We start from the raw sequence: 15,737 nt of genomic DNA, 5'->3' as shown, positions 1-15,737 counted from the left end.
GTTACTCGGATTTTGGAGATACAGGCACGCTGTCGCTGGTCGGGGTCGGGGCGGATGCGGAGTCGGCGGCTGGCGCGGCGCTCGCCAGCCTGCGCGGGACGATCGGCGCGACCGGAGAAACCGACACCTGGCCGCGTCCGACCACGACGCCGGATACGGTGCGTTTCGATTGCAGGTTGAGGACGCTGACGACGTCGCCCTCGGTGCCGGCTTCGGTCGCCTTGCCGCGCACGGTGAGATAGATTCCCGCAGCCTGGTAGATCAGGGTCACGGCCTCGTCGCGTTGCACCAGATCCGGCTTGGTCAGGTCGGTGCTGCGCAGCGCCTGACCGGCGCGCATCTGCCGCCGCACCTGCATCCCGATGACACGGTCGCGGCTCGCGGCATCGTTGCCGACCTCGGCCTTGGGCCGGCGCTCCATCACGACATCGGAGAATTTCAGCAGCGTGTTGCGCTCGACGTCGCGGGCCAGCACCGCGGCCTCGACGGTCTCGACGGCGGTGCCGGTGAAGCGGAGACGGGCCGGCGCGGCGCCGGAGTCGCTGCCGACCTCGAGCGTGACGTCGAAGCGTCCGTTGCGCGGGTCGAACCGTGTCACGACCGGGTTGATGGCGCCGTTGTTCGTCGCATCGAGATGGACTGTCCGAAGGTCCTTGTCGAAGGTGAGCGACAGGTCCTTGGCGTCGCCGAGCCCGTGGCGGTGCTCGAGCGCGACGGCGATCTGCAGTTCGATGTCGTCGGCATCGATGGTACGCGCGAGCCGCGTCACCGCGATGGTGCGGATGCCGTGAGTATCGACGCCGATCACCTGATGGGCGCGCAGCGCGTTGAGCACCTGGGCGGCCGGCAGGGTGCCGGTGGTGCCGGGATCGGGCGCGCGGTAGATCGCGATCTGTGCAGCGACGCCGGCGTTGTCGATGACATCGCCGATCCGCACTACCTCGCTTGTGACGTTGACGTTGGCGCGCAGCACAGGGACCGGAATGGCGGCCGCGCTCTGGATCGCGCTCGCCAGGACAACGCGGGGCGGGGCCGCACCGTTCGCAGCCAGCGCCGGGACGGAAACCGCCAGCAGCGCGGCGGCGACGAAAAGCGAACGGACGGCCATGGTCAGCCTCCTTGGAGCATGATCCCGAAAAGTGGAAACCGGTTTTCGGAGAGGATCATGCTCAATTAAAAAGATCAGAGTCTGGTTCAACGCAGTTGAATCAGACTCTAGCGGAACAGCGCGGATGCGGATTGCAGCATCTGATCGGCGGCGCTGATGACCTTGGCGTTCATCTCGTAGGCGCGCTGCGCGGCGATCAGATCGGAGATTTCGGAGACCACCTCGACGTTGGCCTGCTCAAGGCTCGACTGCTGCATGTCGCCGTAGCCGTCGATGTTGGCGACGCCGTCCTGCGGCGGACCGGAGGCGGGCGTCTCGGTGAAGTTGTTGTCGCCGACCGGTTGCAGGCCGGCCTTGTTGACGAAGCGGGTCAGGCCGATCTGGCCAAGCACGGTCGGGGTGGTCTGCCCCGGCGTCGTCACCGAAACCTGGCCCTGCGCGTTGATGGTGATGCCTGCGGAATTTTGCGGGATCGTGATCGTGGGCTGCACCGGATTGCCCTGCGCGTTGACGATGCGGCCCTGATTGTCCATCTGGAACGTACCGTCGCGGGTGTACTGGTAGGTGCCGTCCGGCATCTGGATCTTGAAGAAGCCTTCGCCGCGGATGGCGATGTCGAGATCGTTGCCGGTCTGCGACAGCGTGCCCTGACTCATCAGCCGTGGCGTGCCGACGGTCTTGACGCCGCCGCCGAGATCGATGCCCACCGGCAGGATGGTGCCCTGATCGGAGGCCTGCGCGCCGACGCGGCGGACGTGGTCGTAGATCAGGTCCTGAAACGCGGCCCGCTGCTTCTTGTAGCCGGTGGTACGCAGGTTCGCGATGTTGTTGGAGATGACCTGAACGTTCAATTCCTGGGCCGCCATTCCGGTCGCCGCGGTATAAAGTGCGCGCATAATCTGGTTTCCTTATGCCGGAACGTCGGCGAGTTTTTCGATAGCCGATTTTTGCAGGTCGCTTTGCTGTTGCAGCAGCGTCGCCATCTGGGTGTAGGCGCGGGACACCTCGACCATGCGGCTCATCTCGGTCACCGCATTGACGTTGGATTTTTCGATGAATCCCTGGTGGATCCGCGCCTTGGTATCCGGCCGGGCGAAGTTGCCTTCGCCTGCGGCGTAGAGGTTGGAGCCTTCCTTGAGCAGCTTCTGCGCCTGCGTGAAGGAGACCAGCCGCAGCTTGCCGCGGATCGAGTCGGCGGCGTTGTTGACGCCTTCGAGCACGGTCACGGTGCCGTCTTCGGAAATCGTGATGTCGTGATCGGTCTGCTGGAACGTGATCGGGCCATTGGAGCCGAGCACCGGATTGCCCGATGCCGTCACCAGTTGTCCCTGCGCATTGATCTGCAGTCCGCCGTCGCGGGTGTAGCGTTCGCCGTTCGGCGTCTGCACCACCAGGAAGGCCTTGCCGTCGATGGCGACATCGAGGGGGTTCTTGGTCTGCTCGGTCGGACCTCCGGCGAAGTCGTGGAAGGTGGCGCGGTCCTGGACGAAGCTCAGGCGGCGGTCGCGGCCGACGAAGTTGTCTTCGTGCGCGCCCGGCATCAGGTATTCCTCGAACAGCGAGCGATCGGCCTTGTAGCCGTTGGTGTTGACGTTCGCGACGTTGTTCGCAACGACATCCATCTGCCGTTCGAGCATCATCTGCCGCGACAGTCCGATGAGGAGCGTATTCTCCATCGGTGGTTCTCCCCTTGAGGACCCGCGTGAAGGCCCTCCCAGGCCGCCGGCGGATCGTTTCGAACCTCAAAGGCTCTCCCAAGCCCGCGGTTCGCCAAGGGAGTAGCGAAAGCCGTGCCAAGTCTAAAATATGTATATTTTCAGTATGTTATGAAAATGAGTCGGGTCGGAGAAGGCGGCAATTAAGGTCCTGTTGACCATACCGGCCCGGCAAAATCTTCCTAGTTGATGGTTAAAAGAAAGGTTCCATTAACCATTGCGTATCTAGTGTTAACGCCAACGGGGCACGGGGGCGCCGGCGGCATTTGTTTCGCGTATCCAGCCTGCCTGGCGGCATCGGACCGACCCTGGTGACGGGCGAACTGACGATGGCAGAGAACGATCAGGCCGGAAAAGCCGCAGCCGAGGGCGACGCGCCGCCGGTTCGCAAAAGCAGGCTCAAGCTGATCGTCGCGGCCGTCGCGGTCCTTTGCCTGGTTGGCGGCGCCGGCACCTGGTTCTTCTTTTTCCGTCATCACGGCGACGAAAGCCATGCGGAAGCTCCGCCGCTGAAGCCGCCGGCCTTTGTCGATGTCCCGGAAATGCTGGTCAATCTGGTCGGGGCGCCCGGCGAGCGGGTGCAATACCTGAAAGTGAAGGTCGTTCTCGAGGTCAAGGACGAGTCGCAGGTTGAGACGATCAAGCCGGCGCTGCCGCGGGTTACCGATCTCTTTCAGACCTATATGCGCGAACTGCGCCCCAGCGATCTTAACGGCTCCGCCGGCCTGTTCCGCCTGAAGGAAGAACTGACCAAGCGGGTCAACACGGCGATCTCGCCCGGCCATGTCAATGCCGTGCTGTTCAAGGAAGTCGTCATCCAGTGAGAGGGCGGGATCATGGCGGACGATAACGATCAGCTCGACCAGGATGCAATCGCAGCCCAGTGGGAAGCCTCGCTCGACTCCGAGGATCCCGCCGAGGCGGCGAAGTCCGCCGCCGCCAATGAACTCACTGAGACAATGGCGGAACAGTGGGCCGCCATGGTCGACGACGGCGGCCGCAATTTCGGCAGCGGCAAGAACGGCGGCGAACGGGTCCTGTCGCAGGAGGAAATCGACAGCCTGCTCGGCTTCAGCGTCGGCGAGATCAACGTCGACGATAATTCCGGCATCCGGGCGATCATCGACTCGGCGATGGTGTCGTATGAACGCCTGCCGATGCTGGAGATCGTGTTCGACCGCCTGGTGCGGCTGATGACGACGTCGTTGCGCAATTTCACCTCCGACAACGTCGAGGTCTCGCTCGACCGCATCACCTCGGTCCGCTTCGGCGACTACATGAACTCGATTCCCTTGCCCGCGGTGTTGAGCGTGTTCAAGGCCGAGGAGTGGGAGAACTTCGGGCTGGCGATGGTCGATTCCAGCCTGATCTACTCCATGATCGATGTGCTGCTCGGCGGCCGGCGTGGCCAGACCTCGCTCCGGATCGAAGGCCGGCCCTATACCACGATCGAAACCAATCTGGTGAAGCGGCTGGTCGAGGTCGTGCTGGCCGACGCCGAGCAGGCGTTCCGGCCGCTGTCGCCGGTGACGTTCTCGATCGACCGGCTCGAGACCAATCCGCGTTTCGCGGCGATCACCCGCCCGGCCAACGCCGCCATCCTGGTCCGCCTGCGGATCGATATGGAAGACCGCGGCGGCTATATCGAACTGCTGCTTCCCTACGCCACCATCGAGCCGATCCGCAACGTCCTGTTGCAGATGTTCATGGGCGAAAAGTTCGGCCGCGATTTGATCTGGGAGAGCCACCTCGCCACCGAGATCGCGCAGGCGCAGATCGCCGTCGACGCGGTGCTGTACGAGGCCGAAATCCCGCTCAAGCAACTCATGGCCCTGAAGGTCGGCGACACCCTGCCGCTGGACATGCGCCCCGACGCATCGGTGGCGGTGCGGTGCGGCAACGTCACGCTGACCGAAGGCCGCATGGGCCGCGTCGGCGACCGCGTCGCCATTCGCGTGTCGAGGCAATTGCGCAAACCGAACACGACCTTCGCCATGTTCGAGAGAGCGGACGAACAGACCAAGATGATGGAGGCCCAATGAACCACTCTTTCGGACTAGCGGTCGAGAGCCTTGTCGCGGTTCTTCTCGTCCTGACACTCGGTTACTGCATGCTGCTGAACAAGCGGTTGAAGCGGCTGAGGGCGGACGAACAGTCGCTGAAGGCGACCATCGGCGAACTGATCACGGCGACGGAGATCGCCGAGCGCGCCATCGGCGGGCTGAAGCACACCGTGCGTGACGTCAACGACAATCTCGGCAACCAGATCGAGGCCGCCACCGGGTTGTCGCGACAGCTGGCGAAGCAACTGGCGGAGGGCGATGCGCTGATGCGACGGCTGACCAGGATCGCGCTCGCGGCGCGTCCGGCGACGGCTCCGGAACCGGAGGCCGTGACCAGCGATGCCCGCTCGGTCGCAGCCGCGGCGCGAGCATTTTCCGAACGGAAGAGGGCCAGCGGCCTCGCTGCATGAATGCTTTCAGGGACATCCGGGTCATTCCGGTCGTAATGGTCGCGATCTTCGGCCTCGCGGTGCTCAAGATCGCGGGGCTCGTGATCGACAGCGGCTACGTCTTCGATGACAAGCCGAGTTCGACCGGACTGTCATGGGCTCAGGAGAACCTGAACTTTCCGGGCGGAACTCGCGATGCCGGCGACATCACCGGATCGGTCGAGGCGAAGAAAGACGAATCGAAGAAGGACGACGCCAGTGAGGCGAAGAAGGAAGAGTCCAAACCGGGGGCGCCCGAAGTAGCGAAAGCGGGCGCGATCACCATCCCCGAGCCGGGGCAGTCGGTGTCGCCTTCCGAGCGCGCGATCCTCGAGCGGCTTCAGAGCCGTCGGCAGGAACTCGAAGCGCGCGCTCGGGAAATCGACATTCGCGAGAGCCTCTTGAAGTCGGCCGAAAAGCGTCTCGACGGTCGCGTCGAGGAGATGAAGGGCATCGAGGCGCGGATCGCAACCGCGACCGAGCAGAAGAACGAGGCCGAGGCCGCCCGCTTCAAGGGTCTCGTGACGACCTACGAGAACATGAAGCCGAAGGACGCAGCCAAGGTGTTCGACCGCCTGGAAATGTCGGTGCTGTTCGAGATCGCCTCGAAGATCGCGCCGCGCAAGATGTCGGAGATTCTCGGCAAGATGTCGCCCGAGGCGGCCGAACGGCTGACGGTCGAACTGGCGCGCCGTGCCAGCGGCGACACCACCACCGCCGCCGCCGATCTTCCGAAGATCGAGGGCAAGCCGACGCCGCAAACTCACAACTGATAATCGTTGTTTAACAAGTCCTTAATGCCGAAATTCTAGAGTGGGATCCGATCGGCGCCCGCGCGTCCGGTCGCCGGGTTGACTCGAGAGACGGTCGGAATGGCGTGGACGACTGCCGCTGGATGTTGGTCGCAAGCGCGCGCCCGCGCGCGCCGGCTTTGGCGCGACCGTATTCCGGCGCTCGCAACGGCGCTGCTGCTGCTCGCTGTGGCGTTTCCCGATGCCAGCCGCGCGCAGGCCGTCAAGGGCGAGGCGAGCTTTGCGGCGGCGAATGGTTTTGCCCGTCTCGTGCTCAAGCTCGACGGCGACGTCGATTCCGAAGTGACGGTCGCGGGTACCATCCTTGTAATCCACTTCAAGCGGCCGGTCGATATTCCCGTCGACAAGCTCTCGGACGCGGTGCCGGACTATGTCGGCTCGGCGCGCCGCGATCCCGACGGTTCGGCCATTCGTCTGGCGCTGGCGCGCAAGGTCACCGTCAACACGATGACGGCCGGCGAGCGCGTGTTCATCGATCTGATGCCCGACGGCTGGAAGGGGCCACCGCCGGGATTGCCGCAGGAGGTGGTTCGCGAACTGGCGGAGCGCGCCCGCGCCGCGGAGCGCGCCTTGCGCGAACAGCGTACCTTGGAAGCGGCGAAGAAGCGTCCGCCGGTCCGCGTGCGCGCCTCGGTGCAGCCGACCTTCGTGCGCTACGTTATCGAACTGCCGGACGGCGCCAGCGTGTCTTCCGTTCTCAACGAGCAGAAGCTCGCGCTGTTGTTCAAGCCGGCGCTGACGTTCGACCTCGCCGACGCGAAACTGGTGGCCCCGGCCAACGTCGCCTCGATCGCGCAGAAGGTCGATGGCGACGGCTCGCGGATCGATATAAAACTGATCGGCGATGTCGATGTGCATTCGTTCCGCGAGGAGAAGAACTACATCGTCGATATCGGCTTCCGGCAGGCCGACAAGCAGCCGGTGTTGCCGGTGCCGCTCGCATCGTCCGAAGCGCGGCCGGCAAAACCGGAGGCGGGCAAGCAGGCCAGCGCCGCGGCCGCGCCCGGCAAGCCCGCCGGGATTCCGCCGCCGACCTCGCAGACGATTGCCGAGCAGGCCGGACTGACGGTCAAGCCTGCCGCATCCGAGGTCAAATCGCCTAATGGCAAATCGCCTCGCGGCAAATCGGCGCCGGCGGCGAAAGCATCCGAACCTGCTCCGGCCATTGCCGCACCCGTTGCGGCGGTTCAGGCTGCGGCCGAAAAGCCGGCCGCCGCCGAAGCGCCGCCCGCGCCAATGCCGCCCGCACCAATGCCGAAGGTCGCCACTTCACAGGCGATACCGGCAAAGGGTGCGCCGGCGGGGGATAGTCCCGTCAAGCGGGAGCCCGCAAAGGTCGCGGCATCAAAACCTGCGGCGTCGCCGGTGCCATCGGCGGCCGGGGTCGCGAATGACGCGGTGACCCTCAACGCGGTCAGGCGCAGCGACGGCCTGCGCCTGACGTTCGGCTTCAGCCAGCCGACGCCGGCGGCGCTGTTTCGCCGGGCCGATACGGTGTGGCTGGTGTTCGACTCGAAGAAACCAATCGACATCAGTGCGATCCGGAAGGAGGGCGGATCGCTCATCACCGATGTCGACCGCCGCCCCGTGGACAACGGGCAGGCGATCCGCATCCGCCTGACCCGTCCGCAACTGGCCTCGATCTCGGTCGGCGATCCCGACGGCTCGGCACCCGTCGCGCCGGGCAGGCGCTGGGTGGTGACGTTCGCCGATACTGTGCAGAAGCCGTCGCGGGCGCTGACCGCGCAGCGGAATGTCGTCGATCGCACCCATGCGAGCGTCACCATACCGCTCGCGGGCACCGGCAGGCTGCACCGGATCGTCGATCCCGACTCGGGTGGCGTCCTGATGGTCGTCACCGCGCTTCCGCCGGCGCAGGGCGTTGTCAGGCATCAGGAGTTTGTGGAGTTCTCGCTGCGCGAGTCGACCCATGGTGTGGTGATCGGGCCGAAGTCCGACGACCTCGCCGTCGAGATCGCGCCCGACAAGGTTACGGTGACCCGGCCCGGCGGTCTCACTTTGTCGGCGGCCAACGCTGGTCCCGAGCGCGGTGCGACCGCGGCACGGCCGATCTTCGATGTCGAGGAGTGGCGGAAGGACAGCGAGGCGAATTTCTTCCCGCGGCTCGACAAGCTGGTCGATGCGGCGTCGACGGCGGGTGACGACGACGCGCGGACCGCGGCGCGGATCGATCTCGCCCGGTTCTACATGGCGCGCGGCTTCTATCATGAAGCCAAGGCGGTTCTCGACCTTGCGCTGTCCGAACAGAATCCCGGACAGGAAGATCCGGTCCTGCTGATCGTTCACTCGGTTGCCAGTTCGCTGACGAATTATACGGCGGCGGCAATGCGGGATCTCGCCAATCCGGTGATCGGCGCCAACTACGATTCCCAGCTCTGGAAGGCGCTGGCGCTGGCGCGGCAGCACAAGTGGGCCGAGGCGCGGGAGAAGTTCAAGAACGCCCAGTTCGCTATCTCCGCGTTGCCGATTGATTTGCAGCGCTTGATCGTCGCCGCTGCGATGCGGGCGTCGCTCGAGGTCGGGGATTATTCCGGCGTCGCGGCGCGCAGCGGCGATCTCGACGTCATCGGCGTTCCCGACGAGATGAAGCCCGCCATCACGGTCATGCGCGGCCGGCTGTCGGAAGCGCTCGGGCGCGACAAGGACGCGCTTGCCCAATACAAGGAGGCGATGGTCTCGCCGGACCGTGAAGCCGCGACTGAGGCGCAGATTCACGACATCGCGTTGCGACAGAAGCGCAACGAGATCAAGCCGGAAGACGCGTTGCGCGATCTCGAAACGCTGTCGGTAATGTGGCGCGGCGACCGGCTGGAGGTGCAGACGCTGAAAATGCTGATGGCGCTCTACACCGACGCCGGCCGCTATGCCGAAGCGCTGGCGGTCTCAAGGACCGCCACCAGGCTGGAACCGGACTCCGCGGTGTCGCGCCAGATGCAGGACGACGCGTCGGCGCTGTTCGCCCAGCTCTTTCTCACCACCAAGGGAGACAACCTTCCGCCGATCGATGCGCTGGCGATGTTCTATGACTATCGCGATCTGACGCCGATCGGCCGCCGCGGCGACGAGATGATCCGCCGCCTCGCCGATCGCCTGGTCGGCGTCGATCTGCTCGGTCAGGCCGGCGACCTCCTGCAATACCAGGTCGATCATCGGCTGGAGGGCGCGGCGCGGGCGCAGGTCGCAGCAAAGCTTGCGATGGTCTATCTGATGAATCGCAAGCCGGACCGTGCGATAGCCGCACTTCGCACGACGCGGATCGCCGACCTCGCCGGCGAATTACGCCAGCAGCGCCTGCTGCTCGAGGCGCGTGCGGAGAGCGACATCGGCCGCCGCGATCTCGCCCTCGACATCATCTCCAACCTCACCGGGCGCGAGGCGATCCGCCTGCGCTCGGATATCTACTGGGCGTCGCGGCGCTGGCGCGAGGCGTCGGAGCAGATCGAACTCTACTATGGCGAGCGCTGGCGCGATTTCAAACCGCTCACCTCGAACGAGAAGAGCGACATCATCCGCGCCGTGATCGGTTATGCGCTCGCCGAGGACACGCTGGGGCTTGCGCGCTTCCGCGAAAAATATGCGCCGCTGATGAGCGGCACCGCCGACAAGCTCGCGTTCGATACCGCAAGCAAGCCTGCGTCGGATAACAGCGCCGAGTTCGAGCAGATCGCCAAAATGGCGGCGAAGGTCGATACGCTCGACGGTTTCCTGCGTGAGATGAAATCGCGCTTTCCCGACATGACGGCGAGGGCACCGCCGCCGCCGGAAGCGGCGAGGGCGGATCCCGCTCCCACGGGCGCGTTGCCGCAGATCGTCGGACTGAAGCAGGTCGAGGCGTCGCGCTGACAGGATGTGGCTGCGCGGAGCCGGGACGCGCTGTTCTCAAGTCCCGTAGCTTTGCACCAGGCTGCCCGCTACCAGCGACCAGCCGTCCACCAGCACGAAGAAGATCAGCTTGAACGGCAGCGACACCACGACCGGCGGCAGCATCATCATGCCCATCGACATCAAAACCGATGCCACCACGAGGTCGATGATGAGGAACGGCAGAAACAACAGGAATCCGATCTCGAAGGCGCGCTTCAGTTCCGAGATCATGAAGGCCGGCATCAGGATGCGCAGCGACAGGTCCGCCGGCGTCGCCGGCGGCGGCTCGCCGGACAGGTCGATGAACAGCTTGAGATCCTGCTCGCGCACGTTCTTCTGCATGAAGCCGCGCAGCGGAACCGACGCGCGCTGCAACGCCTCCTCGACGGTGATCTGGTTGGCGACCAGCGGCTTGATGCCGTCGTCGTAGGATTTCTGCAGCGTCGGTCCCATCACGAAGGCGGTGAGGAACATCGCAAGCGCGATGATGACGGAGTTGGGCGGCGCGGTCGCGGTGCCGAGCGCGGTGCGCAGCAGCGACAGCACCACCACGATGCGCGTGAACGACGTCATCATGATCAGGATCGACGGCGCGATCGACAGCACCGTGAGGAGCGCAATCAACTGGATCGCGCGTTCGGTCACGCCGCCGTTGCCGGCGCCGGCACCGCCGAGGTTGATGCTGATATCCTGCGCGAATGCCGGATCGGCGAGCGACCCGACGGCTATCAGAACGAGAAGGAATAAAACTCTACGCGGGTGGGCCGCCGGGCTCACGAAGGCGACTTCGGGCGTCCGAGCAGGGACGCCATCTCGTCTTCAAGGTGCTCGAACCCGGATTTGGGGCCGGGCGGCGCGACCGGCGGCGCCACCGATGCCTCGTTGCGCGGTGGGGGGGCGGCCGACGTTTCCTCGCTCCGCGGACGGGGCGGCGGCTCGGGGGCGGCCGGCGGCGCGGCTGCCTGCTTGCTGTCGCCGGTCGGACGGCGGAGTGCGGCCTCGAGACGTTGCGCCATCTCGGCGAGATTTTGATCCGCGTTGGGCGCAGGCGGTGCGGCGGGCGTCGGCACGGGCGGCGGGGACGCCGGCCGCTCGGCCGCGCGCGGAGGCGATGCGAGCGCTGGTTCGACCGGACGAACGGGCGGCCGCGGCGGCATCGCCGGCTCGCTGCGCGCCGGACGGGTGCCGCGAATGTCGGTCCGGCTCATGGGTTCGGGCGTGAAGCCCGCCAGGGGATCGCTGCGGCGCTCGGCCGCGGCCGGACGGCGCACGGCATCGGCGGCGAAGGAAGGAGGGCGGACCGGTCGCGGCGGCTCCGGCATCCGAGGTTCGGGATGATCGAGCGGATCGGAATGGGGGCTGTCGGATTCCGTCCAGCCGGTTTCGGCCAGCGGCGGTAGGCGCGGCGGCGGCTGCTCGCTGCCGGATGACGGACGCTGCGGTATCTGATCGCGTCCGGGCGTGGCGCGGACGATGTTGGACTCCACGACGATGTCGGACGGGCCGCCGATCATCAACAGGTGCTCGACATTGTCGCGGCGGACCAGAACCAGCCGTCGGCGTCCATCGACGGCGGCGGCGTCGATCACCGCCAGACGGGGCATCCGTCCGCGATTGGCGGTGGCGCCGAGACGGTTTCCCGCGAATCGCCGCACCAGCCAGGCGGACCCGGCGATCAGCGCCAGGACCACAATAAATGCGATGACGAATGTGACTGCCTGCATGTCGTGTCCCTGACAGAAAGCGCCTTTATTTCAGCTTCGGATCGTCGAATGCCTTCCGGCATCCTCCCACGACGACCGAGCCTTGGCCCTATCTGTTAACCCCGTCCGGCAAAAGCTGCCGCTGTTAGTCTTAATAACCTATGAATCGACCAGACCAAAACAACTTCTGAGCGTCGGAGGTTCCGGTTAATGCAGGTGGTTAACGTAGCATTCGTGGCAAAAGTAGGCTCGGCGCGGGATCGAGCACGTCATGTCTCGCGAGGGCGCCGGCTCTGTCCGGATCGCACCGCGTGGTTCTTAACCTGCCGTTAACCATATAGCCGGCAAATTCTGCCTACCTCAGCGGCGCGTCGCCCCGAGGTGGAACGGAGACCCGCCGTGCCCATCCCCGATATTTCCGCGCTCGCGGCGCTCCGCACCCGGATGCAGTGGCATCAGGAGCGCCAGCGCGTTCTCGCCGAAAACATCGCCAACTCCGACACGCCGAACTTCAAGCCGCGCGATCTCGTGGAGCCGAAGTTCGACGCGCAGGGCGGCAATGCCTCGGTCGGCGCGACACTGGCGATGATGCACACCACGTCGGGCCAGAACCTCGCCGGTTCCGGCCCGGCCTCCAACTTCGACCAGAATCGCCATGCCGGCTTTCAGACCCGTCCCGCAGGGAACGCGGTCAACCTTGAGGATCAGATGCTCAAGGTGTCGGCTAACCAGATGGACTACGCCGCCGCGACCTCGCTCTACAGCAAAAGCCTGCATCTGCTGAAGATGGCTGTCGGCAAGGCGTGACGCAGGACTGAACGGAAGGAGACCGCAGCATGGCAGACAACGGCGCCGACTTCATGCGATCGATGGGCATCGCGACCTCCGGTCTGCGGGCGCAGGCCGGGCGGATGCGGGTGATCTCGGAAAACATCGCCAACGCCGACTCCACCGCGCAGACGCCGGGCGGCGATCCCTACCGCCGCAAGGTGCCGACGTTTTCATCGGCCCTCGATCGCTCGCTCGATGCGAAGGTGGTGACGATCGGCCGGGTGAAACCCGACATGTCGACGTTCCGCATCAAGCACGAACCGGGCAATCCGGCGGCCGACGCCAGCGGCAACGTCAAATATCCCAACGTCAATTCGCTGGTCGAAATGACCGACATGCGCGACGCGCAGCGGTCCTACGAGGCGAACCTCAACATCATCAGCGCAACGCGCCGGATGATCCAGCGCACGCTCGATATTCTCAAGTCCTGATCGGAGACCTGACCATGGCATCGCCCACAGTCGCAGCAAACGCCTATGCGAGCCTCGCGAAGATGATGGATTCCGGCGCCGCCGCCGGCAAAGCGTCGGAGGGCGGCGGCCCGTCGTTCAGTTCGGTGCTGAAGGATGCGCTCGGCAGCGTGATGGAAGCCGGGCGGAAGTCCGATGCGCAGACCGTGGCGATGGCGTCGGGCAAGGCCAATGTGATGGATGTGGTGACGGCGGTGGCTGATACCGACGTCGCGGTGTCGACGCTGGTGTCGGTGCGCGACCGCGTCATCCAGTCCTACGAAGACATCATGAAGATGCCGATCTGATCGATATGCCCCGTCATGGCGAGCTCCGCGAAGACATCCGGAAGGCCGTCTGAACAACCTGGATTGCTTTGTCGCTATCGGGACGACGCTCCGCGTCGCCCTGAGCTCCTCGCAATGACGTCCAACGAAACAGGCTACAAGGACAAGGATATAAAATGACCGGCGCTGAAACACTGGATGTCGCGCGCGACGCGATCTGGACTATCGTTCTGGTCTCAGGACCGCTGCTGGGCGCAGGCCTCGTCGTCGGCGTCGCCATTTCGCTGGTGCAGGCATTGACCCAGATCCAGGAGCAGACGCTGGTGTTCGTGCCGAAGATTCTCGCGATCTTCGTGACGCTGGTGCTGGCGCTGCCGTTCATGGCCGATGCGCTGCACGCCGAAATGATGCGGATTTCATCGCGAATCATCGGCGGTTGATGCACAAGGCTGGTGGAGCGAGTGTGATATTCGAGGATTCACCTGGCGGCAGGCTCCGGACGCCAATGCTGTAATCGGACCGCCAGGGTATCATGCATATCGATATCTCGCTTCTGCCCGCTCTTGGCGCCGCCTTCATGCTGGTGTTTGCCCGCATCGGCGCGATGGTGATGCTGTTGCCGGGGTTCGGCGAGGTCTTCATTCCGGTGCGGGTCAAGCTCGCCATCGCGCTGATTCTGACCCTCATCATTCTGCCGCTGCATCGTGCGGCCTATCACGTCGACATGCAGTCGGTCGCGCCGCTGGTGGTCATGATGGTGCATGAGATCATCATCGGCGTGGTGCTGGGCGCCACCGCGCGCGTCACGCTCGCGGCCTTGAGCGTGGCAGGCTCGATCATCGCACAGCAACTCGGGCTTGGATTCGTCACATCGGTGGATCCGACCCAGGGCGAGCAAGGCGCGCTGATGGGCAACTTCCTGACCATTCTGGGCATCGCGCTGCTATTTGCGACCGACACGCACTATCTGGTCATCGCCGCGCTGAATGACAGCTACAAGATTTTCTCGCCAGGCGAACTGATGCCGAGCGGCGACGTGGCGGCGCTGGCGACGCGCGCCTTCGCCGCCGCTTTCAAGATCGGCCTGCAACTGTCGGCGCCGTTTCTGGTATTCGGGCTGGTCTTCAATATCGGGCTTGGCGTGCTGGCGCGGCTGATGCCGCAGATGCAGGTCTATTTTGTCGGCGTGCCGCTCTCGATATTCATAGGCTTCGTGATCCTCGCCGCCGTGCTGGCATCCATGATGGGAACCTACATGGATTACTTTATCGGCGTGATGCACGACCTGACGCCGCTGAACTGAGGACGCCGCGACGATGGCCGACGAGAGCGACGATACCGAAAAGTCAGAAGACCCGACGCAAAAACGCCTCGACGATGCGCTTGAGCGCGGTGATGTCGCCAAAAGCCAGGAGGTCAACACCTGGTTCGTGATCGCCGGTGCGACGCTGGTGCTGGCGACGTTTGGAAGCTCGGTCGGAGGCGGCGTCGAGATGCCGCTGCGCAACCTGATCGCCAATTCCTGGCAGATCCGGACCGACGGACCCGGCCTTTTGGCGCTGGCCAAGCAGATCGAATACGTCATCGCCGCCGCGCTCGGCCTGCCGCTGCTGATGCTGATGCTGGCCGCCATTGCCGGCAATGTCGTCCAGCACCGCTTCGTCTGGTCGGGGGAAACGCTCAAGCCGAAGCTCAGCAAGATTTCAGTGGCGTCCGGCGCCAAGCGGATTTTCGGCAAGCAGGCCGCTGCAAACTTCGCCAAGGGACTTTTCAAGGTGCTGGCGCTCGGTGCGGTCATGACGGCGGTGCTCTGGCCGGAGCGCTCGCGGCTCGATGTCTTGGTGCGGCTCGATCCGAACGCCATTCTCTCCACCACCACGACCCTGACGCTGCGATTGCTCGGTGCGGTTGTTGCGATGCTCGCGCTGGTCGCGATCGCAGACTACCTGTTTCAGTACCGGCAATGGTTCGAACGGCAGAAGATGTCGCTGCGGGAGATGAAGGAGGAGTTCAAGCAGTCGGAAGGCGATCCGCACATCAAGGCCCGGATCAGGCAATTGCGCCATGCCCGGATGAAGAAGCGGATGATGGCCGCGGTGCCCAAGGCCTCGGTCATCATCACCAATCCGACGCACTATTCGGTCGCCTTGTCCTACGAGCGCGGCATGTCGGCTCCGGTCTGCGTGGCCAAGGGCGTGGACAACATCGCGCTCAAGATCAGGGAGGTCGCCCGCAAGCATGACATTCCGATCGTCGAAAACGTGCCGCTGGCCCGCGCGCTGCATGCCACCGTCGAGATCGACGATGAGATCCCGGTGGAACACTATCATGCGGTCGCCGAAATCATCGGCTACGTCATGGGCCTGAAGGGCGGCCTTTCGGGGCGCCGTGTCTGACGCCGGCCGGGGTATCGGGAAGACTATCCGGATGGGGGAAAAAGGCGGGAAACGAGCCCA

Annotated in this window: 16 protein-coding genes; 11 read left to right on the top strand and 5 right to left on the bottom strand. The window is 64.9% G+C overall.

The genetic code is table 11. The features are described 5' to 3' along the window. Position 1 precedes the first annotated feature (1 nt). From flgA to flgF, 3 genes are all read right to left on the bottom strand, one after another. Positions 2–1,108: a flagellar basal body P-ring formation chaperone FlgA gene (gene flgA, locus V4R08_RS06965; protein WP_335578678.1), complete on the bottom strand. Its 1,107-nt coding sequence runs from the start codon at positions 1,106–1,108 to the stop codon at positions 2–4. A gap of 107 nt (positions 1,109–1,215) precedes the next feature. Beyond that, positions 1,216–2,004, bottom strand: coding sequence for a flagellar basal-body rod protein FlgG (gene flgG, locus V4R08_RS06960; RefSeq protein ID WP_335578677.1), 789 nt, complete (start codon positions 2,002–2,004; stop codon positions 1,216–1,218). Positions 2,005–2,016: 12 nt separating this feature from the next. Next, positions 2,017–2,784, bottom strand: a complete 768-nt coding sequence (gene flgF / locus V4R08_RS06955) for a flagellar basal-body rod protein FlgF (protein ID WP_335578676.1) — start codon at positions 2,782–2,784, stop codon at positions 2,017–2,019. Positions 2,785–3,152: 368 nt separating this feature from the next. Between flgF and fliL the strand changes: the two genes are divergently transcribed. The 5 genes from fliL to V4R08_RS06930 all read left to right on the top strand — a co-directional run bounded on the left by fliL (position 3,153) and on the right by V4R08_RS06930 (position 9,990). Beyond that, positions 3,153–3,647, top strand: coding sequence for a flagellar basal body-associated protein FliL (gene fliL / locus V4R08_RS06950; protein ID WP_335580204.1), 495 nt, complete (start codon positions 3,153–3,155; stop codon positions 3,645–3,647). 12 nt (positions 3,648–3,659) lie between these two features. Next, positions 3,660–4,865, top strand: coding sequence for a flagellar motor switch protein FliM (gene fliM / locus V4R08_RS06945; RefSeq protein ID WP_335578675.1), 1,206 nt, complete (start codon positions 3,660–3,662; stop codon positions 4,863–4,865). Further along, on the top strand, positions 4,862–5,296 hold the full coding sequence (locus V4R08_RS06940) for a DUF6468 domain-containing protein (protein ID WP_335578674.1): 435 nt from the start codon (positions 4,862–4,864) through the stop codon (positions 5,294–5,296). The genes fliM and V4R08_RS06940 overlap by 4 nt, the downstream gene beginning before the upstream one ends. Then, the gene (locus V4R08_RS06935) at positions 5,293–6,087 is read left to right on the top strand and encodes a MotE family protein (RefSeq protein WP_335578673.1); all 795 of its coding nucleotides are present in this window, start codon (positions 5,293–5,295) and stop codon (positions 6,085–6,087) included. The genes V4R08_RS06940 and V4R08_RS06935 overlap by 4 nt, the downstream gene beginning before the upstream one ends. 99 nt (positions 6,088–6,186) lie before the next feature. Next, the gene (locus tag V4R08_RS06930; RefSeq protein ID WP_335578672.1) at positions 6,187–9,990 is read left to right on the top strand and encodes a tetratricopeptide repeat protein; all 3,804 of its coding nucleotides are present in this window, start codon (positions 6,187–6,189) and stop codon (positions 9,988–9,990) included. A gap of 36 nt (positions 9,991–10,026) precedes the next feature. Here the strand turns inward: V4R08_RS06930 and fliP are convergent, their stop codons facing one another. Together fliP and V4R08_RS06920 are read right to left on the bottom strand one after the other, a co-directional pair. Beyond that, a complete protein-coding gene (gene fliP, locus V4R08_RS06925; RefSeq protein ID WP_335578671.1) occupies positions 10,027–10,788 on the bottom strand; it encodes a flagellar type III secretion system pore protein FliP in 762 nt (253 codons plus the stop codon). Next, positions 10,785–11,735, bottom strand: a complete 951-nt coding sequence (locus V4R08_RS06920; protein ID WP_335578670.1) for a flagellar biosynthetic protein FliO — start codon at positions 11,733–11,735, stop codon at positions 10,785–10,787. The genes fliP and V4R08_RS06920 overlap by 4 nt, the downstream gene beginning before the upstream one ends. Positions 11,736–12,158: 423 nt before the next feature. On the opposite strand from V4R08_RS06920, the gene flgB reads away from it, so the two are divergent. From flgB to flhB, 6 genes are all read left to right on the top strand, one after another. Continuing rightward, complete coding sequence (gene flgB / locus V4R08_RS06915; protein ID WP_442935681.1) at positions 12,159–12,521, top strand: flagellar basal body rod protein FlgB; 363 nt, start codon at positions 12,159–12,161, stop codon at positions 12,519–12,521. Between the two features lie 29 nt (positions 12,522–12,550). Continuing rightward, the gene (flgC, locus tag V4R08_RS06910; protein WP_335578668.1) at positions 12,551–12,976 is read left to right on the top strand and encodes a flagellar basal body rod protein FlgC; all 426 of its coding nucleotides are present in this window, start codon (positions 12,551–12,553) and stop codon (positions 12,974–12,976) included. A gap of 14 nt (positions 12,977–12,990) precedes the next feature. After that, complete coding sequence (gene fliE, locus V4R08_RS06905; protein WP_335578667.1) at positions 12,991–13,302, top strand: flagellar hook-basal body complex protein FliE; 312 nt, start codon at positions 12,991–12,993, stop codon at positions 13,300–13,302. 155 nt (positions 13,303–13,457) lie between these two features. Continuing rightward, positions 13,458–13,721 (top strand): flagellar biosynthesis protein FliQ, encoded by a 264-nt coding sequence (fliQ, locus tag V4R08_RS06900; RefSeq protein WP_335578666.1) that lies wholly within the window; start codon positions 13,458–13,460, stop codon positions 13,719–13,721. Positions 13,722–13,813: 92 nt separating this feature from the next. After that, the gene (fliR, locus tag V4R08_RS06895) at positions 13,814–14,584 is read left to right on the top strand and encodes a flagellar biosynthetic protein FliR (RefSeq protein ID WP_335578665.1); all 771 of its coding nucleotides are present in this window, start codon (positions 13,814–13,816) and stop codon (positions 14,582–14,584) included. A 13-nt stretch (positions 14,585–14,597) separates the two neighbouring features. After that, positions 14,598–15,677, top strand: a complete 1,080-nt coding sequence (flhB, locus tag V4R08_RS06890) for a flagellar biosynthesis protein FlhB (RefSeq protein ID WP_335578664.1) — start codon at positions 14,598–14,600, stop codon at positions 15,675–15,677. Positions 15,678–15,737: the final 60 nt, after the last annotated feature.

It is taken from the genome of Nitrobacter sp. NHB1 (assembly GCF_036964665.1).
In the GTDB taxonomy this organism is placed as follows: domain Bacteria; phylum Pseudomonadota; class Alphaproteobacteria; order Rhizobiales; family Xanthobacteraceae; genus Nitrobacter.
The sequence above is the reverse complement of the archived record's forward strand: the minus strand, read 5'-3'. Positions and strand labels throughout refer to the sequence as shown.